The organism is Pelatocladus sp. (assembly GCF_059505505.1).
The window spans coordinates 24,217-47,130 of the sequence record NZ_JCACKS010000216.1 but is presented as its reverse complement, the minus strand read 5'-3'; the positions used below and the strand labels follow the sequence as shown (position 1 = coordinate 47,130).

Genomic DNA, 22,914 nt, shown 5'->3' with positions numbered 1-22,914 from the left:
TGGTAAACAATAACTCTACTACGGAAAGCCCTCTTTATTTTGGCGAAGGTATTGATTAAAAGACAATAATATCTATAAAATGTCTATTTAATCTAATCTGGTTTAGGCAAATGTAATATTTTTACACTTTTATAGTGGATCTATGGAAAAAATATTAATTTTGGCAACACACAGATAAGTATTATTTCTCTTTTTTATCCTACTACAGGAACCTTGTCACTAGTGATATTACGTAGGTAAGCGCAAAAACATGAAGTTAGCGATCGCTTCTGCAAAACCAGCAAATGAACTGTAGTTTTTGGCAACAATAGAAACATTCATACCCAAATTTTTGGCATTGGCTGCGGTGTAGGGGCCAAAACAAGCAATAACAGTCTGTTGATAATCTGCTTTTGAGGTGATCATTTGCAAGAAGCCTGAAATTTCAGCAGTGCTACTAAAAGCAATCACGTCTATTTTGCCTTGACGGATTAAATTTAACTCTACATCATATAAAGTTTTGTCTAAACACCGTGTCATGTAGGTTGGTACGGGAGTTACAGTCATACCCAAATTTTGTAATCCAGCTAGAAAATTAGGAATAATATTCGGTTGTGCTATCCCAACTACCTCTGGAACAGGAACCAGTATAGTTTGCTTGTTGATATTTGGAATTTTAGCCAACTCAGCAATAATTCCTTTGGGGCTAGGTTCTTGGGGAACTAAATCTACTTTCACACTAAAACTCGTCAATCTTTCTGCATCTTTGCCAACAGCAGAAATTCGACAATTTTTCAGCACCGAAGTTTCTATTCCCAATTGTTCTAAACGTTGAAAAAATCCATCGATACCATTTCTGCTGGTAAAAGCAATCCAGTCAAATGTGTTTATCTGTGTTAATGCTGCATCTAAAGCTGTAAAATCTGCTACCAAATAAGTTTCTATGGTTGGCATTAGCAGAGGTAAAGCACCTTTACCAATTAATTCTGGCAATAATCTAGCGGCGTAATTGCGGGGTGCTGTAACGAGAATACGCTTACCGTATAAGGGTAGTTGCACAGATGGAATCAGCAAATGGGTCTACCTAATTACAAATGTAGTTTGATTCTGACAAAAAATATGTTTAACATATCTTAATATTTGTCTCTACAAAACTGACATAAATTGACATAGAATCATTAAGAAGATAACTTAATATAACTAAGTAAAAAAGTTAAAAAGCTTATCACAAAGCTTACAAGGGGTTATAGCTCAGTTGGTAGAGCACCTCAATGGCATTGAGGGGGTCAGCGGTTCGAATCCGCTTAACTCCATTTATTTATTATTGTTGATTAACAAATTATTTGTATTGTAACTATAGGAATCCGGTTTGATTAATGTATTCCCATCCCATCTCGCATTTGATCTATGGCTTTGTAGAGAAATCGCGCGATCGCATTAATCAAAGCTTCACGCTTACCATTCATTATTTGCTAATGGATGGAAACCGTAGTCTTTGGCGATAGCATGTAAGTCTTCAAGTGATAGGACTTTAAGGTGTTCTCTTGATAGCATAATAAATGTCTACTCTTGATAGTGGACTTAGTTAGGACTTACGCACAGTCTACGAATTCTTGGCGCTCTTGGCCTCTTGGCGGTTCGATAAATTAAGCTTTTTAGCAATTTTTGCGTAAGTCCTGTTAGTAATCAATAATGAAAATTCATTTACACCTGATTTAAATCAAAACTTTGGCTGTTAAAAATCCAATAAATTAATACTATAACCACATTTGAGTACATTCCCATCTACAATGAGAATCGGAGATTAAAGATGACGGAAGCGTCGCAGCGTAAAAAGGTGATAGTTGTTGGTGCAGGTTGGGCTGGGTTAGGTGCAACCTATCACCTAGCAAAACAAGGTTACGATGTGACTCTTCTCGAAGCAGGTTCTTACCCTGGTGGACTTGTTGCAGGTTGGAAAACGCCAGGAAGACGTTCAGTAGAAGCGGGTATTCACGGTTTTTGGTATCCTTACAGAAATATCTTTGCCCTTATTCATGAATTAGGGATTAACCCCTTTACCACTTGGACTCGTTCATCCCAATATTCACCCGCAGGTTTAGAAGTTGAATCACCAATTTTTCAAAACTTACCCCAACTTCCCACACCTCTAGGGACTTTTATCTATACTCAATTTAAACGCCTACCATTAATTGACCGCCTTAGCGCCTTACCTTTACTTTACGCCGTCATTGATTTTGATAATTCTGATGCAGCTTGGCGAAGATATGATTTTGTCACGGCGCGAGAATTGTTCAAAGATTTTGGTGTTTCTGCACGACTTTACAGTGAATCCTTTGAACCAATGCTATTGGTGGGCTTGTTTGCACCTGGTGAACAATGTTCCGCAGCAGCAGCTTTGGGGATGCTTTACTATTTTATTCTGGCGCATCAACCAGATTTCGATGTGGTTTGGTGTCGGGGAACTGTTGGAGAAAAAATCTTTCGCCCTTGGATACAATACATTGAAAAGTTAGGGGGAAAATTCCTCACTAGTAAACGTGTAACTGACTTAATTATCGATAGTAATAATCAGGCGACAGGCGTAGTTTGTGGGGAAGAAGTGTTTGATGCTGATGCAATAATTTTTGCTGTCGGTGTCACTGGGATGAAAAAGATTGTCTCTACTAGCAACAGTTTGCAAACTCGTACAGAATTCCGCAATTTAAATAACTTAGGGGCGATTGATGTTTTAGCAACTCGTCTTTGGTTTGACCGTAAAATTACAATTCCTCGTCCTTCTAATGCTTGCTTTGGTTTTGATCAAACTACAGGCTGGACATTTTTTGATTTGAACGCCCTACACGATGAATATCAACATGAATCGGGGACAGTTGTAGAAGTTGATTTTTATCATGCTAATCAATTTATTCCTCTAGAAGATCAAGAAATCATACCGATAGTGCAGCGTTATTTGGCAAATTGTATACCCGAGTTTCAGCAAGCAAAAGTAATTGATGGCAGCGTTATTCGTTTACCACAGGCGGTTACTCATTTTGCACCTGGTAGCTATTGCCATATGTTACCAGCTAAAACTAGTGTAAAAAATGTATTTATGAGTGGTGATTGGATTGTTAATCGCCACGGTTCTTGGTCTCAAGAAAAAGCTTACGTCACAGGTTTAGAAGCAGCAAATTTAGTAATTTCTCACTTGGGTGAGGGTACACCAGCACACATCATATCAGTGGAAGCTGATGAACCTCACATTCAATTAGCAAGGATAGTGAATAGAACTGTAAATCATGTGAGTAAGTCTATCTTGCCTGATTTTTGGCTACCTTAAAAGGGTTATTAAACAAAAAATTATGGAAGGCGAATAAAGCCTTCCCAAATTTTAGACAACATTTCCCCAGTCTCCAAGGACTGAACAAATAACCTCTACGCCTTGTGTCCGTTGTGATGAAATTTCATACTTACCCGGACTGCAAGAAATTCAGTCATAGTTCAATCCTCCTGATGCTTTTCATAGAAATATCTACACTTCCACACAAGATTAGGTATTGCTATCTTGCTTTTTGTCTGACATTCAATCCATCAAGCCCCTGTTTTATCCAACTCAGACATTCATATTCTGATGTGAATATTTTGGGTGCTGCAATGTTATTCAATGAGTCTGGTGGATAGTGATCGTAAAAAGATTTACCTTCTTCTCGATAAACAATTATGAGGCTATTACGGTAAACATAGCGGTTCTTAAAGTAATCACTCTCGCTGACAAACTCTGAATTTTGGTCTATATGTTCTTTAGCAATCTCCAGGATATTACTGACATTGCTGCCATATATTTTTGCTGGATTTTCTATTTTGTGGAATTGACTTTTGTAACCAATTGCTGACAATAATTTATACGAATAAATTTCGTAATTATCCGCTTTCCCAAAAACAAAAGGAATGATTAAATAGCCGTTGTAAGAAAATGCGTGTTCGTAGAGTAGACGACCCATCTTTACCTCCTATATTGTCACTTTGCTAGAAAGTCTCCTCACTTTTAACCACAACAACAATTATCCCTCTTTTTGCGAAGAATTCTGAGTTAGTTCACATAAAATCAGGGCGATCGCTCTTTGTATTTTATCTGCCAAACTCAACTTACCAATAATTTATTGGTGATTTTGTCAGGAAGATTTTTCAAGCGCGATCGCTAATAATATCATTGACTGAATGTTGCAAGTACGATGGGTATCACCCATCATACCAATTTTGAATATGAGCTTTTAAATTTGAGATTCCAAAACGTAACAATTTTAACAATTATCTTCTTTCATCGATTTTAAATAATACAATCTATCAAATTTTTCTATCAATATTAGATACTAAATAAAAATTGACGCGTTTATACTTCAATAAATAGTTGAGCAAGTAAAGCAGAGACGCGATTACTCACATCTCTACTTATTTGGTTAAATGGTTGTTAAATTAAGAAGCTTTCGCATGTTTATAATTTGCATCCATCCAACAACGGGGTAAATTTTCACCAGAAGGAAAAACTAGATTTTCTTTTTTGTAAGATTCTGGTGACTGTTCTTCTTGACCTTCTTGATCTCTAGCTTGAATACTATCAATGCTAGGGTCAATTAACTCTTGAACATCAAGGATTTTCAACAATTCACCACTATCTTTAATTTGTAGCAACATATAAATAACCTCCGTAAATTTAAATTGCTTCAATAAGGGAATCAAAAAAAGCATAAAAAAACTATGTACCAATCCTGTTTCTCAATCTTTAGCAAATACTTTTGCTGCTAGAGTTGACTTATAAATAGACTGATACGCAGTTATAGTTTCTCTTTCAGAAAGAGAATGATTGATTATGAAGTCAAGTAAATTTCAAGCTATTTAACACAAAATAAAAAAAGATTAAATTTCGCGTTGGAATTTTTCTAATATATCTACCAAATTTACCTGACATTGCAGAGGTAATAAGTCAATCAGAGGAACTTCTCTTCTACCACCACCAATTTTGACAGAAATAGATTCTAAGACCTTGATCACATCGTCTTCATCTACTGGCTTACTCTCAGTGATTATGGGATAAAATTGTTCTGCAACAACAGTATGCAATTTGGCGTTTGATAGATACAAATGCCATTTGGCAATATCGATGTAAACGTTTTCGCCAATTTCATTTGCTAGGGCTTCCAGTAATTCTGTGGTGTTAGTCTTTGCCATAAAAATAACCCTAAGGAACGGAAGCGAATTTATAAACTATTACTATTATCGCTCAATTACCAGGAGACTCTACAGCCACAAGTTACAATTGCCCCAGCTTGATCAGTCCGTCTTCAGGTGGATTTAGAGGGAATTTCAGAATAATCAGCGATCGCCGCAATATAAATTAAGTGAATCAACAATACCACTGACCAGCCTGCTGTCACCCAAGGTAGCCATTCCCAGGTAGTTTTGAAGAAATTGTGAAAAAACCACAATCCTGAATTACACGCTGCAAATATTGCCACATGGACAGCAAAATTCATCCGGTCATCTAATTTGCGGTAAGCTGGGTCTTTGCGATCGGGTCTACGAGGCCAACGAGGAGGCATATACTTTGTTACAGATTTTAATAAAATTTGCTTTCTGACCCATTTTAGGATTTTTTAGGCTGTTGTTACCATCTAGCCAAAAAATCAACTGGACTTAAAATTAATAAAGATATGCAACTGGGTGAAAAGCAATGACTACCTTTTGGCAAACTGAGCCTGACCTTTTCTATCCAGACAGCGATGGCAATAAGCTAAGATTGCCGATTACTGGTGAAATGCTGTCGTCAGTATGACATTTCCTAATAGTTTAGATAAAAAAATAGGACTGACAGCACAATATTGTTATAAATTATCCTGTCAATCCTGTTATACATTATTTTCTATTATTGTTTGTTTGACAAACAATAATATCAACAGCGAATTTATTCACTAATTAATTTGAAGTAAAGTTAACTTGATTGAGATTGTAGTTGCTGTTGAGTTTGTCTATCATACTGATCGCCTATCGCTTGAGTATCTTGTCCCTTTAAATTAACGGTGACAACTTTATTTTTTTCTTCCTCAGCTTTCGGCATAGTCAAACACAAAACACCGTTCTTAAATTCTGCTTGTACTTGATCGTTTTGAATTCTACTAGGTAAAGGAATCATGCGTTGGAAACGACCATAGCGAAATTCCGAACGCCTCATCCCTTTTTCTTCGATTGTAGTTTCAGATTTGCGTTCACCACTGATAGAAACAGCTTCAGCAGTGACTTTTACATCCAAGTCTTTAGCTTCTATACCAGGAAGTTCTACCCGCAGTTGGATATTATCAGGATTTTCGTGTATTTCAGCTAGTGGCATAAAAGCAAAACCAGCCATTTCATCACTATCATCACTAGTAGTGATCATCCGATCAAACAAGCGATTCATTTCGCGTTGCAAGCTAGAAATTTCCCGGAAAGGATCGTAACGGTTAATTTGCCGGAAAGGGTCCCAACGTATTAATGCCATATTTCAGCCCTCCGATTCCATCTCAAGCAAGAAGTGCTAACCTTTTGCTTCTAATTTTAAATTATCAAGGGTAAAAATTTGCCTCATCAGCCAAATGGATGACCTTTTATTTTTCATAAATTAAAACTACTTAATATGTTGATATCTGTTCCCTATTTCCTATAGCAAATCGGTAATGGGAAAAAGCAATGATCAACAGCGAAGCATAATATTGTAAGCAATTAGCCGAACTTGGTATAACAACATAAAGTCTGTTATTTTTGGAAAAAATCACCTGATTTGCCGCCAGTTTTACTTATTAATTGAATTGCTTCAATTTGAATCGATTTTTCTAAAGCTTTTGCCATATCATAAAGGGTAAGAGCCGCAACACAAACAGCTGTCAGGGCTTCCATCTCTACACCAGTTTCGGCTTTGGTTTTAACTGTTGCCTGAATTTGATAACCAGGTAGTTGTGGATCTGGTGTTATGACTACTTCTACTTTGTGTAAAGGCAAAGGATGACATAGAGGAATCAAGTTAGCTGTCTGTTTAGCAGCCATAATTCCCGCTAGTCTTGCTGTTGCTAGTACATCTCCTTTTGGGACATTTCCTGCTTGGATAGCAGCAAAGGTTGCGCTCAACATTCGCACTCTTGCAGCTGCTGTTGCTTGGCGGGCTGTGGATGGTTTCTCTGACACATCTACCATTTGGGCTTGCCCTTGGTGATCTAGGTGCGTCAGATCAACAGAAGCAGTTTGAAAATTATCTTGCGTCATTCGATTTCCTGTGTTACTATTAGATACTGTGACAGCAAGGGCGTGTAGCTCAGTGGACTAGAGCACGTGGCTACGGACCACGGTGTCGGGGGTTCGAATCCCTCCTCGCCCGTTTATAAATTTAAAATAAAAAATTAAAAATGAAGAATGTAGCTTCCTCACTTTTAATTTGTATTTTTCAATCTTGAATTGCATTTAAAGCATAATAATCTTGACCACGACCAAGAGCGAAACGTAGGGAAGTGGGAAGGGTTTTACTGGATTGGGTAAGGAAGACAATCATACCAAGTCCGGTTAACGCTGCTGTGAAACCGAAGCTAATGCGGTATCCCACTTGTTCAGCAGCAAAACCCACAATGGGCCCTGCGATCGCTATACCAAAATCAAATCCAGCTATGCATATGGCAAAAATACGTCCCCTTTCTTGAGGAAGTGAACGATCTGCCATCAGTGTTGCAATCATCGGAATTAGTGTACCGCCTCCCACACCTTCAATCAGGGCAGCGAGTAAGAAAATACTGGCATTGTTGGCTAGATACATCAATACCATTGATATAGAGTAAAAAACTAAACCAATAGTCACAAACAATCCTCGCCCCAAGCGATCGCTTGCCCTACCAGTAAATACCCTACCACTAAAGCTAGAAATTGCCGAAGCTGTATAAAACAACCCAGGATTTAACTCAACTTGGGTAGATTTAATATACAGTGGTGCAAAAGTATGCAAAGTCCCAATAGTCAAACCAACCATTAACATTACAAATGCTGGCACTCTCACCCTGGGACTAACCAACATTTGCCAAAAATTAGAATTGGGGTTTTTGGTTTGCAGCTTGTCAATCGGTGGATTAACAATTGGCAAAATACATAACACCCCTAACCCACCCAACGCCGCAGATAACAAAAATAACGCCGTATTTCCAGCCGCAGCTTGTAAATAACCACCCAAAGCTGGCCCTACTGCTAAACCAATCGGATTCACCAAACTCATGTAGCCAATAATCTCACCACGATTACTAGTCGGGGCTAAATCTGCTACCAGCGCTATGTAAGCTGTTGCAAAAGCAGCAATACTAATGCCATGAAAAGCACGCAACACAATTAATAAAGGTATATATGTCGTGAGTTCATAACCAAGGGGAGCGATCGCCACCACCACCATCCCAATCAAGAGTACAATTTTACGACCCCGTTGATCTGCTAAACTTCCTAACCAAGGACGAAATAACAACAGTCCGATTGCAAAACTACCCATTAAAACCCCAATTTGTTGCTTACTCGCCCCTACTTCTTCTAGATAAAGTGGTAAGGTCGGCAACAAAGAAGTCAAACTAGACCAGAACAGTAAACCTGCTGTAAACAAAATCAGCAGGTTCCTTTGTAGTTGAGTATCAATTATATTAAGTACTTTCACGGTAAATGCAAGTTAATTTAAGTCAATCGTCAAGAGTTAATTGTCAAAAGTCAATTGTCATTGAATTTTAGACTTGGCATTATGGACTTGGAAGTTTTAACTAACAATTATTGTTACATTACTTAATAATAGCTAATACTTCAGGATTGTGACAGATTAGTTGGGGATCGGGGATTGAGGATCGGGGATCGGTTATTCTCCATGCACCCTGTATCATGTTCCCTGCTCCCTCCCTTTCAAGGGTAGGTTTTTTATAATCTCGAAAATAGTTGAGAAAATTCTCAATTGCTTAACGTGGTTTGGTTGTTTCAGGATTTTTAAATCGGCTGAAACAGTCAAAAAATGACCAAATACAAAATACCTACCATTGAAAGTTGCTCCATCCTCCCTAATCCCCATTACCCCTTATCCCCAGAGGGGGCCCCACCTTCCCCGATCCCATTACTACTTCCCTGACTCGATAGATAGGACGTCCTTGGGATTCATGATAAGTACGCATTAGCAACTCTGCTAACAAACCAAAGCAGAATAACTGTACCCCTGTCACTAACAACAGAACAGCTAAAATTAATAAAGGGCGATCGCCAATATCTTGACCCAAAGCTAATTTTACCCAAGTCAAATAAACGCCGATCGCACTTCCCGAAAGCATAGAAATTAAGCCCCATAACCCAAAAACATGCATTGGACGGGTGAGGAACTTTTTCATAAAGGCGATCGTAAATAAATCCATCATCACCCGAAAAGTCCTTGACAAACCGTACTTACTGTGTCCAAACCTACGCGCATGGTGACGTACGGGCATTTCGGTAATTCTTGCGCCTTCGATATACGCCAAAGCTGGTAAAAATCGGTGCAGTTCTCCGTATAGGTTCATATCTGCTACCAATTCTGCACGATAGGCTTTTAATGAACAACCATAATCATGTATATGTACGCTGGTGATCTGCCGAATTAACCAGTTGGCAATTTTAGAGGGTAATAGTCTTGTCAAAGCGGCATCTTGGCGATTTAGCCGCCAACCACTAACCAAATCGTAGCCTTCATCTAGTTTTGCCAACAGCATCGGTATATCTGCTGGGTCATTTTGTAAATCGGCATCTAAAGTTACAATTGCTTTGCCATGTGCATAGTAAAATCCAGCCGCCATAGCCGCAGTTTGGCCGTAGTTACGCCGCAGAATCACTGCTTTTAAATCGTCGCGGATTTCTGCTTGTTCTTTGAGGAACTGTGCGGAACCATCACTAGAACCGTCATCCACACAGATAATTTCGTAACTAAGATTACTAGCATTTAAAGTAGAAGCGATCGCCTCCAGTAAATGAGGCAAACTTTCCACTTCATCACGCACAGGTACCACCACTGAAACACTGGGAACTGGTGAGGAAATCGCCTCATATTGTCCAGCCATCCCATTAGAAACTAATCCACTCCTCATATTTGTCTTTGCGTCTTTTTTAAGTAGGGGTATAGGGGTATAAGGGTTTAAGAGTGTAGGAAAAAGGTTAGAGGTGTAGGGGGAATATTAAGAGAATATTTCTTTCCCCACACCCTTATACCCATACACCCTTACCTCCTTATACCCTTGCTTTCGTAACTTTTCACTACTCTGCCAGCACCGCGTAGTTGCTGATAGTATGACTGACTCACCTCATCGCCTTGTTCCGAGAGAATGTCAATCCCTATACCATTACGCCCTTTATCTTTACCAGAACTATGGATATAATAACCATCTCCTAAATAGAGTCCCACATGAGTAGCTTTTTGGGGAGTCCCAAAAAATACTAAATCACCCGGTGTCACCAGTGCTAGATCAATTGGTTGGGTAAAATCTTCTTGTTGATAAGCATCTCTAGGTAAGCAAATACCCACCGAACGAAACGCCGCCTGGATTAACCCCGAACAGTCATAATTTGGCCCAACTGTACCACCCCAAAGATAATAATTAGGTTGTTGCATCGCTTTGTGGGTAAAAGCAATCACTTCTGGGAGCAATTTTTTGATTTCTGATTCGGAAAATGATTTAGCCTGATAAGGTGTAGTGGCTATTTGTAACAAAACCAAATCTGCAACTGACAACCAGCCTGGGTAGTCATCCTCACACAAACACACTTGTACAGATGTGTCAATAGCGCTGTCGCGCATGGCTTCGCTAAGGTGCTTTTCTACATCATTTTTTGATGTAACCCACAAATGTCGCCCAGCCTGAGCTTGGGTAGCCAAGCGTGTACATTCTAAAGAATCATATATATTCAGGTTAGCTAGACACTCATACTCACCTGATTCTAAATTTGCGATTTGAGATTTGAGATTTAGAGACATTCTGCAAACACAACAATGACTTTTTTTAATCAAGAAGAACAACTCGAAAAGCTAGGTAATGGCATTTTAGAAGCAACTTGGACAAAATTTCCGACTTTAGAGCGCAACCAAATTGCTTTGACTTGGATTGTCTACGATCCACCCGTGTTGGTAAATACTGGCGGTGCGCTGACTCCAGATGCTTTTTGGAACCATCCAGTCCGTGGTTTTACGTATCGAGGCTTAGAGCGAATTTATCCAGCCAGTGTGGTGAAGCTATTTTACTTGGTAGCAGCACAGGAATGGATAGAAAAAGGTATGGTTCAGACTTCTAGTGAGTTGGAAAGAGCCGTACGTGATATGATTGTCGATTCCAGTAACGATGCTACTAGTTTGGTAGTAGATATACTGTCAGGAACTACATCAGGCCCAGAATTGCCACCAGGCCCATTTGAGACGTGGAAGCAACAGCGTCATATTGTGAATCGCTACTACCAATCCTTGGGTTGGCCAGAAATGGAAAGCATTAATGTCTGTCAAAAAACTTGGTGTGATGGCCCTTACGGACGTGAACGCGCCTTCTATGGACAGTTACTAGAAAACCGTAACATGTTAACAACTAATGCGATCGCCAGGTTGTTACATAGCATAATTGGTGGTGTAGCGGTATCTAGTACGCGATCGCAATCAATGATGAGTCTACTCAAACGTAGTCTCAATCCTGATGATTTACCAAAAAACGTAGAAGAAGATCAAGTTACAGGCTTTTTAGGTGCTGGTCTTCCCCAAACAGCACAAATTTGGTCAAAGGCAGGTTGGACTAGTCAAGTCCGACATGATGCTGCGTATATAGAAATACCCAATTATCATCCTTATCTTTTAGTGGTATTCACCGAAGGCAAAGCACACGCTCAAAATCGTGATATCTTACCTTTTGTTTCTCAGCGTATTGCTGAAGCACTTGCCAGTTTAAATTAGAGAAAGATGGGATTCCATTAGGAAATATGGAAAAGGGAGGGAGATATAAAATCAGTGAACAGTGAACAGTTATCACATCCCCAAGGATAAATACATAACTGATATACGTAAAAATAGTTTGAGATTTAAATTGTTCTTAAACAGCATACATCCTTGCTTCCAACTTAATGATTAATTAGTATTGGTCAATAGTAAGATATATGGATTTAGTTGATCGTCAGGAATGCCAATTAAGAAAATTGAGTCAGCAACTGCAAAAGGAAATCAGCAAGTGCAAGTTACTTGAGCAAAGGCTAGAAACTTCTGAAGCTCAGATGCGTGCTGTGTTTGAGGCAATGACCGATGTAGTGCTTATGATCAATTTGCACAACAATCAACTCGGAAGTATAAAAATTCTGCCAACAAAACCTAATCAAATATACACAGATGATACTGATGTAATTAGTCAGACGGTAGAACAATTTTTTCATGAACAGACTGCTCAAGTATGGCTAAAAAAAGTTAGACAAGCTGTAGAACTACAGCAAACACTTTATTTTGATTACTATTTGGATCGGCAAGAGCATAAAGTTTGGTTTAGCGCTAGTATTTCCCCGAAATCAGACCAATCGGTTCTTTGGGTAGCACGAGATATCAGCGATCGCAAGCAAGCTGAAATAGAATTACAACATGCAAAAGAAGTAGCCGAAGCAGCCAATAAAGCCAAAAGCCAGTTTTTGGCAGCCATGAGTCATGAACTGCGTACTCCCCTCAATAGTATTTTAGGTTTTTCTCAAATCATGTATGACGATACTTCCTGCAACAGTGAAAACCAGGAGTATCTTGAGATAATTAACAAAAGTGGTCAACACCTGCTGCAATTAATTAACGATGTACTAGAAATGTCAAAAATTGAAGCAGGTAAAATCAAACTGAATGAAAAAAAATTAGATTTATATAGTCTGTTAGATAGCTTAGAAGATATGCTGCGCCTCAAAGCTACAGACAAAAAACTTACTCTCGTCTTTGAGCGATCGCCATCAGTACCACAATATATCATTACCGATGAAAGTAAACTGCGACAAGTTTTATTGAACTTGTTGGGTAACGCGATCAAATTTACTCAAGCAGGAAGTGTGACTCTACGCGTCGTCATTAGTCCTACGTCATTTGTCATTGGTGAACAAGAAAAACAAATGACATATGACCAAGGACAAATGACTATTCATTTCCAGGTGGAAGATACAGGTTCCGGTATTTCTTCAGAAGAAATCAACAATTTATTTGAAGCTTTTGTCCAAACCAATACTGGTAGGCGATCGCAAGAAGGGACAGGTTTAGGATTAGCAATTAGTCGCAAGTTTGTACAGTTAATGGGTGGAGATATTACTGTCAATAGTGTGCTAGGACAAGGAAGTATATTTGCATTCCACATTCGAGCCAAGTTAGCACAGACGACACAACAGCAAAACCAGTTGTCAAGTCAACGGGTTAAGTGTTTAGCGCCAAATCAACCGATTTATCGCCTATTACTTGTGGAGGATAATCAAGATCACCGCCAGTTTCTCGTCAAACTCTTAAAACCCTTGGGTTTTGAAATACAACAAGCAGAAAATGGTCAAAAAGGCGTAGCTATATGGGAAAGCTGGCATCCCCACATTATATTTATGGATATGCAGATGCCTGTGATGGATGGTTATGAAGCCACTACGGAGATTAGAAAAAAACAAGACGCACAAAAGAATAGATCCGATCATGCGAAGAACAAAAATATCCCCACGTCTTCTTTTCATACCAAAATTATTGCCCTCACAGCCTATGCTTTTGAGGAACAGCGACAGGCTATGATATCTGCTGGTTGCGATGACTTTATCAGCAAACCATTCCGTGAAGAAGAAATATTTGATCAAATCGCAAAACACTTAGGTGTAAGCTACATTTATTTTGAATCAGGTATAGTTGACCAAAATAATGCCGTGCAATATAGAAGGTTAACTCATGAAGATCTAAAAGTAATGCCAGATACATGGATACAAAAACTATACACAGCAGCTAAAGAGTGTAACGATGAAATTATTTTCCAACTCTTGGTTCACATTCCCACACAGTATCCAAATTTAATTGAACTTCTAACGCAAATAACTTATAATTTTCGCTTCGACGAAATTATAGAAATAACTGAATTTTTAATCAGAGAAAAACTCGAATGAATTTTACATTTATAAGATAATATTTAACTACTTACTACCCTCGACCCTCTGCCTTTCTTTATAAAGATATAAAAAATCACTATTGAGAATTAATGATGACAAAAGCAAAATCTAATAATTACTAAAAGTTTATTTTTTATTAATTGAATGAATTTTATCATCCGTTGAATTGAAGATCTATCTCTATATATAGTGAATATTCAAATCTTTATATTACCTTAAAAACAGGGATGTAGAAATAGATTTTTTAATGTTAAATGTAGATATTGCCAAACATTGGCTCAATATGGGCAAAACCCATTATCTATAAAAGTAATATTGGTTGAGGAGTGAATGTGAATACGATTGTTTTTAATCCAGGAGTTGTCGGCTTAGTTAGTATAGCAACTGCCACAGTTTTAGCTGGTAGTTTGCCTGCGGTTGCTCAGACGGCTGACTCTACTAGCATTGAAACACAGGCAATTACTGCAACAAGTGATGCAGTAGAAAATCCAGTAGTATCCAATTCTAGCCAAACTCAGGAACAGTTTTCGGCGATCGCTACACCAGAGACAGATAGTCCCACATTTACACCCGTTCCTGGTACAGTAGCAACATCATCTGCGGCACTTACGACTCAAAACCAAGAGCCAAACCAACAGCCAAGTTCTCAATTATCTGCTCCTGCTCCTAAAGTAGCACAATCAGATATTCTTCCAGGTCGAGCAACTCGTGGAGGATCTAGCTATATCGGTATAGCAGCAAACATTGGTTTGAATGGTGGTGAATCCTCTTTAGGTGATGGCAATTTTATGGTCATTAGTAAAGTTGGTCTGTCAAGAACTTTATCTGTCAGACCTTCAGCAGTATTTGGTGACAACACCACAATTCTAGTTCCCATCACCTACGATTTTTCCTTCCAGCAGTTGGGAGATACTTTTAATGAACCTGTACCAATTGCTCCTTACGTCGGTGGTGGTGCAGCGATTAAAACAGGTGATGACTCTGAGTTTACTTTTCTCTTATCAGGTGGTGTAGATTTTCCACTGAGCGATCGATTTACCGCAACAGCCGCTATCAATGCAGCATTTTTTGATGACACTGATATAGGCTTAACACTCGGAGTAGGTTACAACTTCGGTATATAGAAAATTGGGGATTGGGGATTGGGGATTGGGGATCGGGGATCGGGGATCGGGGATCGGGGATCGGGGATCGGGGATCGGGGATCGGGGAAAATCAATAGAAAGTGATTTCCCCTTGTTTGTTTTATCCTCTTTATGCTTTTTGTCCTCCTTGTCCCCGATCCCCTTTCCCTACCTCTACTTCGGACTCACCTGCTCAATTGTCTTGATTTTGCCATCATCGCTCACTGTCCAAACATCGTAGACACCAATCACATCACCATTTTGGTCAATATCTACGTTACCGCTAGCTCCTTGGTAATTTATATCTTGACCTTCTTTGAGTAATTTCAAACCTTCGCACACGTCACTAACCTCTACACCGGGAGCATTAGCAACTTCACGGATTTTACTAGCAATTCCAACACCTGTATTCTCCTTCGCAGCTTGGGCAGATAAAACTAACAAAGCAGCTGCGTCCCAACCATGAGGTGTATATGGTGCTGGCGCGGATTTCCTTTTTTCTTGCCAAAGCTTAGTAAAAGCTTCTAGTCCTTTACCATTGGAACCGGGAACTGTACCTATGGCTCCATTGACAATGTATTTACCATCAGCAGTTTTGCCAACTCGTTCAGGGAATGTATCTGACTTCACACCATCAGTTAGCATGATCTGCACCCCTTGAGTCACACCTTGCTGGTATGCGGATTTCAGAAATAGAGCTCCGGTTTCTTCGTAAAATACGCCTAGTACTGCATCTGGCTTACCTGCAAAAGCTGCTTGGGCTTCGGTATCAAATGTAGTAGCTTTGGGATCATAGCGAACGGAGTTGTTTTTATTAATTACGGTTCCCCCTAATTTTTCAAATGCTTGTACAAATGCTTTTTCAAAACCTACACCGTAGTCATTGTTAATCACGACGGTAGAAACTTTTTTAAAACCTTTTTTATTAGCAAGTTGGGCTAAAGCTTGAGCTTGGTAAGTATCTGGAGGTGCAGTACGCGCCCAATAGCCTTTGTAGTCACCTTTTGTTGCTTTTTCGGTAAATACGGGGCTGGTGCTACCGGGAGAAATGAGCATAACTTTATTTGGCACAGCAATAGAGACGGCTGCACTAGAAACACTACTAGCAAAAGAACCAACTACACCAGCAACTTTATCTAAGGTCGCCAGTTTAGTCATACCAGCAGCACCAGCTTTGGGATCAGTTTGATCATCCACTGCAACTAAACTCACAGGTTGTCCATTGACGCCGCCACAAGCATTGACGGTATTTACAACTAGGGGAACAGACTCTACCATCTGCTGTCCGATCGCAGCTAAGTCACCAGTTGTTGGTAGCAGTGAACCGATTTTCAAACCTTCTGTAGTTGCAGCTACTGGGGTACTAGTAGCTCCACTATCACTGGTATTCTGGGGATTAGTAGGAGATTGGCTGTTGGTATCACCACAAGCTGCAACTAAAACGCCTGTTGTGAAAGTAATTATGGCTAAAGCAAAAGCATTTATAGTTTTTTTCATATACTTTTTGATTACACTCCCTATTTTGCTCAGAAGCTTATCAGTGAACTACAGATTGTAACACCTGTGAATAGCACTCCCCTAGCCATTCTGTTTTTTTATCTTTTTTGAGTGATGGCAACAAAGAATTTAGTCCAGACTGAGACAAGCCTTTACCAGTTGCTTTATAGGTTTCAATACATTGATTTAGCCCATAATTCCACCACCAACGCGCACATCCAAAATGTTGAGCTAACACTTGAATCTGTTCATCGGTTGGATATATCCTGACTTTTACCGCTTGTCTTCTCATCTCAACTACTCCATTTATCGACCAATTACTACTATATACATATCACAGTAACAAGATGCCGGAAATATTTTGGCAATTCCTCAAACATCTTCTCCCCCGGCTTCGCCATTGGTCGAAGATGGTTTCGTTATTGCCGTGCCAGAGGAATTCCACCACTGATTCGGAGTACCAAATGAGCGTGGGGAACGAGGGCGAGTTAGTTAAATGATGATTAACACGTGCAAATTTACTTCTTGATTGCAAGACTAAGTTTAATCACACATCACTACTAAAGGATAAATAATAGCATCTGCCAACAGGAGTAAAACAAGTTAGTTTTCCCAGAATATAAATAAAATAGAGACGCGACACATTCATCGCGTCTCTACTTCAAAAACGGAGAGGGAGGGATTCGAACCCTCGGTACGGCCTTTCGATCCGTACAACAGATTAGCAATCTGCCGCTTTCGACCACTCAGCCACCTCTCCAGGTATATCGAATATAGATATTAGCAGATGTTTAGATGTAAGTCAATAGTCATTGGCCACTAATTCATAGTTACTATTTTTTACAAATGACGAAGGACAAATGACTAATGACTAGTTTTATAGCACTTGCGATCGCAACCAGGCTAATGGCAAGCTGCCTAACTTTTGCCACTGAGGTACGTAAGCGCGCTGATTGAAAACGTTGTAGTCATTACGCTCAATCTTTTCCAAAATTCTACTGTAGTGCATGAGGGCTGCCCACACAGGCAACCGCGCATCTGGAGAGAGGTAGCTAATTCCCTTTTCTGCTTTTTTGTAAAATTGGCGAGTGCGAGCAATTAAAAAACGCATCAGGGAACGCCAGCGTTCATCCACTACCCCTTTGAGCAAATCTTGTTCAGTGTAGTTAAATCGCGCTAAATCCTCTAGAGGAATATAAATTCTTCCCCGTCGTGCATCCTCATGTACATCCCGTAAGATGTTGGTGAGTTGACTGGCTATTCCGAGTGCGATCGCTTCTTCGGTAGGAATATAAGGTGGTTGATTGCGGTTCCAGGGAGCGGTGTTTTGCTTGGTATCGACTCCCATGACCGCCGTTGACATTAGTCCTACCGTACCTGCGACACGGTAACAATACATGTATAACTCGTCAAACTTCTCGTAGCGACTGCGATGTAAGTCCATACGCTGACCGGCAATCATATCCCGAAAGGGCTGAATATCTATCGGAAAGCGCTGGAGGGTATCCACTAAAGCTACATCAAAATTATCCACTGGATATCCCGCAAAAATGGCTTCCAGCTGCTGTTCCCATTTATCTAAAGTTTCTGGTGTGGTAATAGCAGCCGCCGGGCCATCTACCAATTCATCGGTACGGCGACACCAGGCATAAATTGCCCATATGGCTGGACGTTTTGCCTTACTCATCAGCAAAGTGCCAAGATAAAAAGTTTTGGCGTACTTTGCTGTAATTTGGCGGCAAAGTTGATAGGACTCATCCACAGAGACCGGCGGTTTCATGCGCGGGGGGGAATCAGACAGTTGCAGCATTCGTTGCGGGCTGGGGGGTTTGCATTTGCAGGTTTGATGAATTTGCCACTGAGCTTCCTTCAGCAATTACCTGCGCTGTCAGCTTACCAGAAAGCACAGCACCTTCCATACTACCGAGATAGGGTTGCATAGTGTAACTCCCACTCAGAAAGAAGTTGCTAATCGGTGTTTGCTGAGAAGGACGATACTGTTGACGACCAGGAGTTGCTTTATAAACTGAACGCGGCGTTTTGACTACGTGATATTTCAGCAATTTTGCTGGATTGTCTCCGTGAAAGTGTGAGGGAAAGAGTTTTTGCAATTCGGCAAGAGTTACCTGCAAAATCTCTTCATCGGATTTGGCAATCCAATCTTTTGCCGGAGCCAAAACCAATTCCAGCATTGAGCGCTCAGGATTGGTGTACCCACGGCAGGTATTGCTCATATCAGCGTAAACGCTGAGTAGAGACGAGCGCGAAAATAGCAACTGGTCTATATCAGTAAGCTTGCGGTCAAACCACAACTGCAAGTTTATCACAGGCACGCCCTCTAACCCTTCCAGCTTTTGGAAGAAGTCATTTTCCTTCCAAGGAGCTGGTACCATCACCTTCATGACGTCTACTGGCATTGCTGAGACGTAAACATCAGCAGTTTCTATGTAATCTGCTGCTCCATTAAGTCCCCGCATCAAGAACCCTTTCACCGTACCGTCTTCATTTAGCAAAATTTCTTTTAATGGGACATTTGACCGTACTTCTCCGCCACGTGCTGTAATGTAATCTACCAATGGCTGACACAGGCGTTCTGTTGGTGAACCATCCAAAAATGCCATTTTTGAGCCATCTTTTTGTTGGAGGAAACGACTCAAGGCAGTCAGTAATACTACGGCTGAAATTTCATCTGGGTTGATAAAATTTAGCGATTTCGAGGCAGCAATAAAAATATCTTGTTGCACATCCTCGCTGACTCCTTGCTGTTTAAGCCATTCGGAAAAAGTATATTGATCTGTTGAGTCAACATACTTTTGTCCTCGGAGCATAGCGGGAGCTAATCCCTTGGCTAGCTCGATTTTTTCTCCCCAACTGAGCATATCGTTGTTCCGCAAAATTGCCACAATCCCATTTAATGGTGCTGGCAAATCTGGAAAATCAAATCTACTGTATGTTCCTGGTTTTTCTGGTTGGTTGAAGATCATAGTGTGTTTTTTCCACTGCAAATGGTCTTCAATACCCAGTTCTTTCAGTAGTTGCAACATGTTGGGGTAAGCCCCAAAGAAGACATGCAAACCAGTTTCGTACCAGTCGCCGTCTGCATCTTGCCAAGCAGCTACTAACCCTCCAAGTACGTCCCGGCTTTCCAAGACAATGGGGGTGTAACCTAAATCTGTCAGATATTTTGCACAGGAAAGCCCTGCTAGTCCAGCTCCGGCGATCGCTACTCGCATTTAACCTTACTGCTCTTTAATATTTCTTAAGGGTTTTGCCGTACTCATTATACTTTGCAAACCGTTACATTTGTGTTTTGTCATTGGTCATTTGTCATTGAGCATTGGGCATGGTATTGAGTTAGGTCGAGTGGGAGTATTATCTCCCGCCCCTCTCCTGCGCGAACCGGACATACCCGTTTGCGTGTATCCGGCTCCATCGTCCACTCCAAAGGCCTAATCACCTCACAAAAACTCTCCCCTCGCCACCATCACTACTTTTCCTCCCACATTCACATCTATGGTTGTACCTTTTTGCTCTGCTCGCAGCAAAATCAAAGAAGGTCTGTTAATTTCATATCCCTGCTCAACTCGTAAATTAATTTCTGGTTTGCCGAAATAAGAATATTGAACTAAATAGCCAGCTAAACATCCATTGGCGCTGCCAGTAGCAGGGTCTTCCGGTATGCCGATATAATCACAGAATACGCGCACATTCAGATCATTCTCTGGTTTGTATGTTTCTGGGCAAAATACAAGAATACTTTTCGCATCCATACTATTAATCAGTTCAAAATATTTCTCTTTATTGACCTGAATTCGCTTGACAGATTCCAGAGTCTTTAGAGGGACAATAATAAAGGGAACTCCTGTAGAAACTGCTTGAATTGGAAAACGAGAATCGATCTCTTGTGACTGTATTCTCAGAACTTCAGCTATTGTTTGGCTATCCAATATTTGATGAAAAGTTGGCGCTTTTTGCTGCATCCACAAATATTCACCAGCAGCATTCGTGTCATCGATTGTTACTGGTATTTGCCCAACTTCTAAGTTTAATAAAATTTTTTTAACTGAGCTTTGAATAATCTCTTTTTGGAGGATATAAGCTGTACCTAAAGTCGGATGACCTGCGAAAGGCAGTTCTTGTTTTGGTGTAAATATTCTTACGTCGTAGCCCTCAGATACTGTTTCGGTTGAAGTCACAAATGTAGTCTCAGAATAGTTGATTTCTTTAGCGATTTGCTGCATTTGCTCTGAATAAAGACTAGCGGTGTTGGTAAAAACGGCTAGTTGATTACCAGTATATTTTGCTTCAGCAAACACATCGACAATGTAAAAAAATAGACTACTCATTTTAGATTTTACGTATTTAAACTAGAGTTTCTTAGCAGATCCTTGCATGTTTTTGGGATCTTGATTTGTGTGTCTTATAAAAAATTTAAATTGAACAACCAGTATATTTTGTCTTTCATATGTAAAACTTTTATGAAACTTTGATTTGCTTATTGAGCATTAACAGTATAAGATGATCCCTGCTGGTAATCGCTCATTTGGTGTGTATCTAAACCGATGCATATTCTTTTCAAAAGGAAAGAATTTATGCACAACATAGTTGTTGAAAAACTTGGGAAAACATAAATAAAGTTGCACCTATAGGAAGGTGCTGTGTTCTGAACATTGACAATAACCATGATATTGTTTGGACTACTTTGGGTTACATCCTGGATTGGTTCATTTTTGTCGTTAAATCAAAGTTTGCCACCAAGCATGGCATCAAAAGTTGATGCGACAAAATTTTCTGCCAATATAGGTAAACTGGTTAGTAAGCCTCATCCATTTTTTGTACAGCCAAAGCAATCACTAAAATTTTGGACTACGACGCTACTACCTACACGTTTTCTGAAAATAGATTGGGGAGACAAAACATCAAAACCTATCCTAAATAAACCATCCAATGCTTTGAAAGCAAAGACTAAAAGCAGCAAAAATCAATTCTGCTCTTCCCTCCAACTGACGGAAATTCGACAGCCTTCTGTCAAAACTACCAATAATTTATCAGCCGCTACATTCATAGAAGCAGCTTCTACCCAAGCAGATTTTCTCGCAGATAAGATTTTGCGTTCGTCCTTGAGGACGCTGCATCTAGGACAATCACTGCATAATTTCTTCCGCTTTTCTAGTCATTTTGAGCCAATTTTTAGTTTTTCATCAGCTTTCCCAGTAGCTGTTGTGCATCGCGACGAAAGTAATTACGAACTCTGGGTGAATAACCGCTTGATTGCAAATTTACCCAATAGGTTACAAGCAACTTTGATGCAACAACGTTTGCGGCGATTGTTGCACTCACCAAATCTAAACGCATCAGAACTGCAACCAGCATTAGTTGATGGTGTCCCAGCATTAATGTCAGGAAATCGCTATCTGTTTGGCATTAACAAACAAATTACCCAAAAAGCCAACAGAAGCGCTGAATTATTAGCAATTGAATGGACGAATAACCTGCGTATCGCGATGAGCGCACCGACATTATCACTTGTGGAAGGTCAATTAGAGATGTATGGTTTAAAGCCTTCCCAGAAAAAAATGTATGGCTTGGCTTCTTGGTATGGTCCATTTTTTCATGGTCGCTTAACGGCAAATGGTGAAATATTCAATCAAAATGAATTGACAGTTGCTCACAAATCCTTGCCTTTTAATACCTTCTTAAAAGTGACTAACTTGCAAACAGGTAAAGCGGTGATTGTGCGAGTAAACGATCGCGGCCCTTATATTCCTCCTCGCAGTCTGGATTTGTCACAATTAGCGGCTCGTTGTATCAACAGTGAAGTAGCCGGAGTTGTACCTTATGAAGCAGTAATTATGCAACCAAGTGAAGCAAAAATAACTCTCAAAAATCTGAGTCTGAAAAACCAGAAATATAATAAAAAGCTGGCAATTGTTGCGGATTTTTGACTAAAGTAAACAGTTATCAGCAAGCCCTGAACTAAAGTTCTGGCTGAAAGTTTAAACCCGCTTAAGCGAGTTGAGATTATTGGTGTTGTTCCTACGTTTTTTCAGAGTTAAAATCAGTTAAAATTTTTTCTTAGTTAATTAGAGCTAAAAGTTTAATTTAGCTCTAATTACAAGTTGTTGCAACTGCTGAAAAAACTGAGGAGGAAGGAATC

General features: G+C 39.9%; 19 protein-coding genes, 3 tRNA genes and 1 pseudogene. 7 read left to right on the top strand and 16 right to left on the bottom strand.

Annotation, left to right across the window (positions count from 1 at the left end; genetic code table 11):
• Positions 1-228: 228 nt before the first annotated feature.
• The gene (locus AC5JMK_RS19310; RefSeq protein ID WP_495910820.1) at positions 229-1,053 is read right to left on the bottom strand and encodes a uroporphyrinogen-III synthase; all 825 of its coding nucleotides are present in this window, start codon (positions 1,051-1,053) and stop codon (positions 229-231) included.
• Between the two features lie 166 nt (positions 1,054-1,219).
• Between AC5JMK_RS19310 and AC5JMK_RS19305 the strand changes: the two genes are divergently transcribed.
• Together AC5JMK_RS19305 and AC5JMK_RS19300 are read left to right on the top strand one after the other, a co-directional pair.
• A tRNA-Ala gene (locus AC5JMK_RS19305) sits at positions 1,220-1,292 on the top strand.
• A gap of 497 nt (positions 1,293-1,789) precedes the next feature.
• Positions 1,790-3,301: a hydroxysqualene dehydroxylase gene (locus tag AC5JMK_RS19300; protein WP_495910819.1), complete on the top strand. Its 1,512-nt coding sequence runs from the start codon at positions 1,790-1,792 to the stop codon at positions 3,299-3,301.
• A gap of 220 nt (positions 3,302-3,521) precedes the next feature.
• Here the strand turns inward: AC5JMK_RS19300 and AC5JMK_RS19295 are convergent, their stop codons facing one another.
• From AC5JMK_RS19295 to moaC, 6 genes are all read right to left on the bottom strand, one after another.
• Positions 3,522-3,962, bottom strand: coding sequence for a hypothetical protein (locus AC5JMK_RS19295; protein WP_096672654.1), 441 nt, complete (start codon positions 3,960-3,962; stop codon positions 3,522-3,524).
• Between the two features lie 472 nt (positions 3,963-4,434).
• On the bottom strand, positions 4,435-4,653 hold the full coding sequence (locus AC5JMK_RS19290) for an acetyltransferase (RefSeq protein WP_096678636.1): 219 nt from the start codon (positions 4,651-4,653) through the stop codon (positions 4,435-4,437).
• 222 nt (positions 4,654-4,875) lie between these two features.
• Positions 4,876-5,187, bottom strand: coding sequence for a DUF3181 family protein (locus AC5JMK_RS19285; RefSeq protein ID WP_096672652.1), 312 nt, complete (start codon positions 5,185-5,187; stop codon positions 4,876-4,878).
• A gap of 113 nt (positions 5,188-5,300) precedes the next feature.
• A complete protein-coding gene (locus tag AC5JMK_RS19280; protein WP_495910818.1) occupies positions 5,301-5,558 on the bottom strand; it encodes a 2TM domain-containing protein in 258 nt (85 codons plus the stop codon).
• Between the two features lie 389 nt (positions 5,559-5,947).
• Positions 5,948-6,493 (bottom strand): Hsp20/alpha crystallin family protein, encoded by a 546-nt coding sequence (locus AC5JMK_RS19275; protein WP_096672646.1) that lies wholly within the window; start codon positions 6,491-6,493, stop codon positions 5,948-5,950.
• Positions 6,494-6,747: 254 nt separating this feature from the next.
• The gene (gene moaC, locus AC5JMK_RS19270; RefSeq protein WP_495910817.1) at positions 6,748-7,251 is read right to left on the bottom strand and encodes a cyclic pyranopterin monophosphate synthase MoaC; all 504 of its coding nucleotides are present in this window, start codon (positions 7,249-7,251) and stop codon (positions 6,748-6,750) included.
• Positions 7,252-7,289: 38 nt separating this feature from the next.
• Between moaC and AC5JMK_RS19265 the strand changes: the two genes are divergently transcribed.
• Positions 7,290-7,363: transfer RNA gene (locus AC5JMK_RS19265), tRNA-Arg, on the top strand.
• A gap of 66 nt (positions 7,364-7,429) precedes the next feature.
• On the opposite strand, the gene AC5JMK_RS19260 is transcribed toward AC5JMK_RS19265, so the two are convergent.
• The 3 genes from AC5JMK_RS19260 to AC5JMK_RS19250 all read right to left on the bottom strand — a co-directional run bounded on the left by AC5JMK_RS19260 (position 7,430) and on the right by AC5JMK_RS19250 (position 10,987).
• Positions 7,430-8,665, bottom strand: a complete 1,236-nt coding sequence (locus AC5JMK_RS19260; RefSeq protein WP_096672642.1) for an MFS transporter — start codon at positions 8,663-8,665, stop codon at positions 7,430-7,432.
• 388 nt (positions 8,666-9,053) lie between these two features.
• Entirely contained in the window at positions 9,054-10,103 is a 1,050-nt protein-coding gene (locus AC5JMK_RS19255; protein ID WP_096672638.1) for a glycosyltransferase family 2 protein, read from the bottom strand.
• Between the two features lie 131 nt (positions 10,104-10,234).
• Positions 10,235-10,987 carry a C40 family peptidase gene (locus AC5JMK_RS19250; RefSeq protein ID WP_096672636.1) on the bottom strand — a complete coding sequence of 251 codons (753 nt, stop codon included), beginning with the start codon at positions 10,985-10,987 and terminating at the stop codon, positions 10,235-10,237.
• A 15-nt stretch (positions 10,988-11,002) separates the two neighbouring features.
• Here AC5JMK_RS19250 and AC5JMK_RS19245 point away from each other — a divergent pair, with 15 nt between their 5' ends.
• The 3 genes from AC5JMK_RS19245 to AC5JMK_RS19235 all read left to right on the top strand — a co-directional run bounded on the left by AC5JMK_RS19245 (position 11,003) and on the right by AC5JMK_RS19235 (position 15,260).
• On the top strand, positions 11,003-11,944 hold the full coding sequence (locus AC5JMK_RS19245; RefSeq protein ID WP_096672634.1) for a serine hydrolase: 942 nt from the start codon (positions 11,003-11,005) through the stop codon (positions 11,942-11,944).
• 200 nt (positions 11,945-12,144) lie between these two features.
• Positions 12,145-14,133: an ATP-binding protein gene (locus AC5JMK_RS19240; RefSeq protein ID WP_495910816.1), complete on the top strand. Its 1,989-nt coding sequence runs from the start codon at positions 12,145-12,147 to the stop codon at positions 14,131-14,133.
• A 335-nt stretch (positions 14,134-14,468) separates the two neighbouring features.
• Positions 14,469-15,260 (top strand): hypothetical protein, encoded by a 792-nt coding sequence (locus AC5JMK_RS19235; RefSeq protein ID WP_495910815.1) that lies wholly within the window; start codon positions 14,469-14,471, stop codon positions 15,258-15,260.
• Between the two features lie 174 nt (positions 15,261-15,434).
• Here the strand turns inward: AC5JMK_RS19235 and AC5JMK_RS19230 are convergent, their stop codons facing one another.
• The 6 genes and pseudogenes from AC5JMK_RS19230 to AC5JMK_RS19205 all read right to left on the bottom strand — a co-directional run bounded on the left by AC5JMK_RS19230 (position 15,435) and on the right by AC5JMK_RS19205 (position 21,103).
• A complete protein-coding gene (locus AC5JMK_RS19230; protein ID WP_096672628.1) occupies positions 15,435-16,757 on the bottom strand; it encodes an ABC transporter substrate-binding protein in 1,323 nt (440 codons plus the stop codon).
• Positions 16,758-16,806: 49 nt separating this feature from the next.
• Positions 16,807-17,049 (bottom strand): annotated as a pseudogene (locus AC5JMK_RS19225) (helix-turn-helix domain-containing protein); the annotation flags it as partial.
• Between the two features lie 376 nt (positions 17,050-17,425).
• A tRNA-Ser gene (locus AC5JMK_RS19220) sits at positions 17,426-17,517 on the bottom strand.
• Between the two features lie 117 nt (positions 17,518-17,634).
• A complete protein-coding gene (gene crtB / locus AC5JMK_RS19215; protein ID WP_096672626.1) occupies positions 17,635-18,567 on the bottom strand; it encodes a 15-cis-phytoene synthase CrtB in 933 nt (310 codons plus the stop codon).
• On the bottom strand, positions 18,551-19,990 hold the full coding sequence (pds, locus tag AC5JMK_RS19210; RefSeq protein ID WP_096672624.1) for a 15-cis-phytoene desaturase: 1,440 nt from the start codon (positions 19,988-19,990) through the stop codon (positions 18,551-18,553). Before pds ends, crtB begins: the two co-directional genes overlap by 17 nt.
• A gap of 225 nt (positions 19,991-20,215) precedes the next feature.
• Complete coding sequence (locus AC5JMK_RS19205; protein ID WP_096672622.1) at positions 20,216-21,103, bottom strand: PhzF family phenazine biosynthesis protein; 888 nt, start codon at positions 21,101-21,103, stop codon at positions 20,216-20,218.
• A gap of 336 nt (positions 21,104-21,439) precedes the next feature.
• Here AC5JMK_RS19205 and AC5JMK_RS19200 point away from each other — a divergent pair, with 336 nt between their 5' ends.
• On the top strand, positions 21,440-22,702 hold the full coding sequence (locus AC5JMK_RS19200) for a septal ring lytic transglycosylase RlpA family protein (RefSeq protein ID WP_096672620.1): 1,263 nt from the start codon (positions 21,440-21,442) through the stop codon (positions 22,700-22,702).
• The last annotated feature ends 212 nt before the right edge of the window (positions 22,703-22,914 follow it).

Bases quoted from the DNA above. Each gene is read 5' to 3' on its own strand.
- AC5JMK_RS19300 (WP_495910819.1), top strand. From the start codon at position 1,790: ATGACGGAAGCGTCGCAGCGTAAAAAGGTGATAGTTGTTGGTGCAGGT.
- AC5JMK_RS19295 (WP_096672654.1), bottom strand. From the start codon at position 3,962: ATGGGTCGTCTACTCTACGAACACGCATTTTCTTACAACGGCTATTTA.
- AC5JMK_RS19290 (WP_096678636.1), bottom strand. From the start codon at position 4,653: ATGTTGCTACAAATTAAAGATAGTGGTGAATTGTTGAAAATCCTTGAT.
- AC5JMK_RS19285 (WP_096672652.1), bottom strand. From the start codon at position 5,187: ATGGCAAAGACTAACACCACAGAATTACTGGAAGCCCTAGCAAATGAA.
- AC5JMK_RS19280 (WP_495910818.1), bottom strand. From the start codon at position 5,558: ATGCCTCCTCGTTGGCCTCGTAGACCCGATCGCAAAGACCCAGCTTAC.
- AC5JMK_RS19275 (WP_096672646.1), bottom strand. From the start codon at position 6,493: ATGGCATTAATACGTTGGGACCCTTTCCGGCAAATTAACCGTTACGAT.
- moaC (WP_495910817.1), bottom strand. From the start codon at position 7,251: ATGACGCAAGATAATTTTCAAACTGCTTCTGTTGATCTGACGCACCTA.
- AC5JMK_RS19255 (WP_096672638.1), bottom strand. From the start codon at position 10,103: ATGAGGAGTGGATTAGTTTCTAATGGGATGGCTGGACAATATGAGGCG.
- AC5JMK_RS19250 (WP_096672636.1), bottom strand. From the start codon at position 10,987: ATGTCTCTAAATCTCAAATCTCAAATCGCAAATTTAGAATCAGGTGAG.
- AC5JMK_RS19245 (WP_096672634.1), top strand. From the start codon at position 11,003: ATGACTTTTTTTAATCAAGAAGAACAACTCGAAAAGCTAGGTAATGGC.
- AC5JMK_RS19240 (WP_495910816.1), top strand. From the start codon at position 12,145: ATGGATTTAGTTGATCGTCAGGAATGCCAATTAAGAAAATTGAGTCAG.
- AC5JMK_RS19230 (WP_096672628.1), bottom strand. From the start codon at position 16,757: ATGAAAAAAACTATAAATGCTTTTGCTTTAGCCATAATTACTTTCACA.
- crtB (WP_096672626.1), bottom strand. From the start codon at position 18,567: ATGCTGCAACTGTCTGATTCCCCCCCGCGCATGAAACCGCCGGTCTCT.
- pds (WP_096672624.1), bottom strand. From the start codon at position 19,990: ATGCGAGTAGCGATCGCCGGAGCTGGACTAGCAGGGCTTTCCTGTGCA.
- AC5JMK_RS19205 (WP_096672622.1), bottom strand. From the start codon at position 21,103: ATGAGTAGTCTATTTTTTTACATTGTCGATGTGTTTGCTGAAGCAAAA.
- AC5JMK_RS19200 (WP_096672620.1), top strand. From the start codon at position 21,440: ATGATATTGTTTGGACTACTTTGGGTTACATCCTGGATTGGTTCATTT.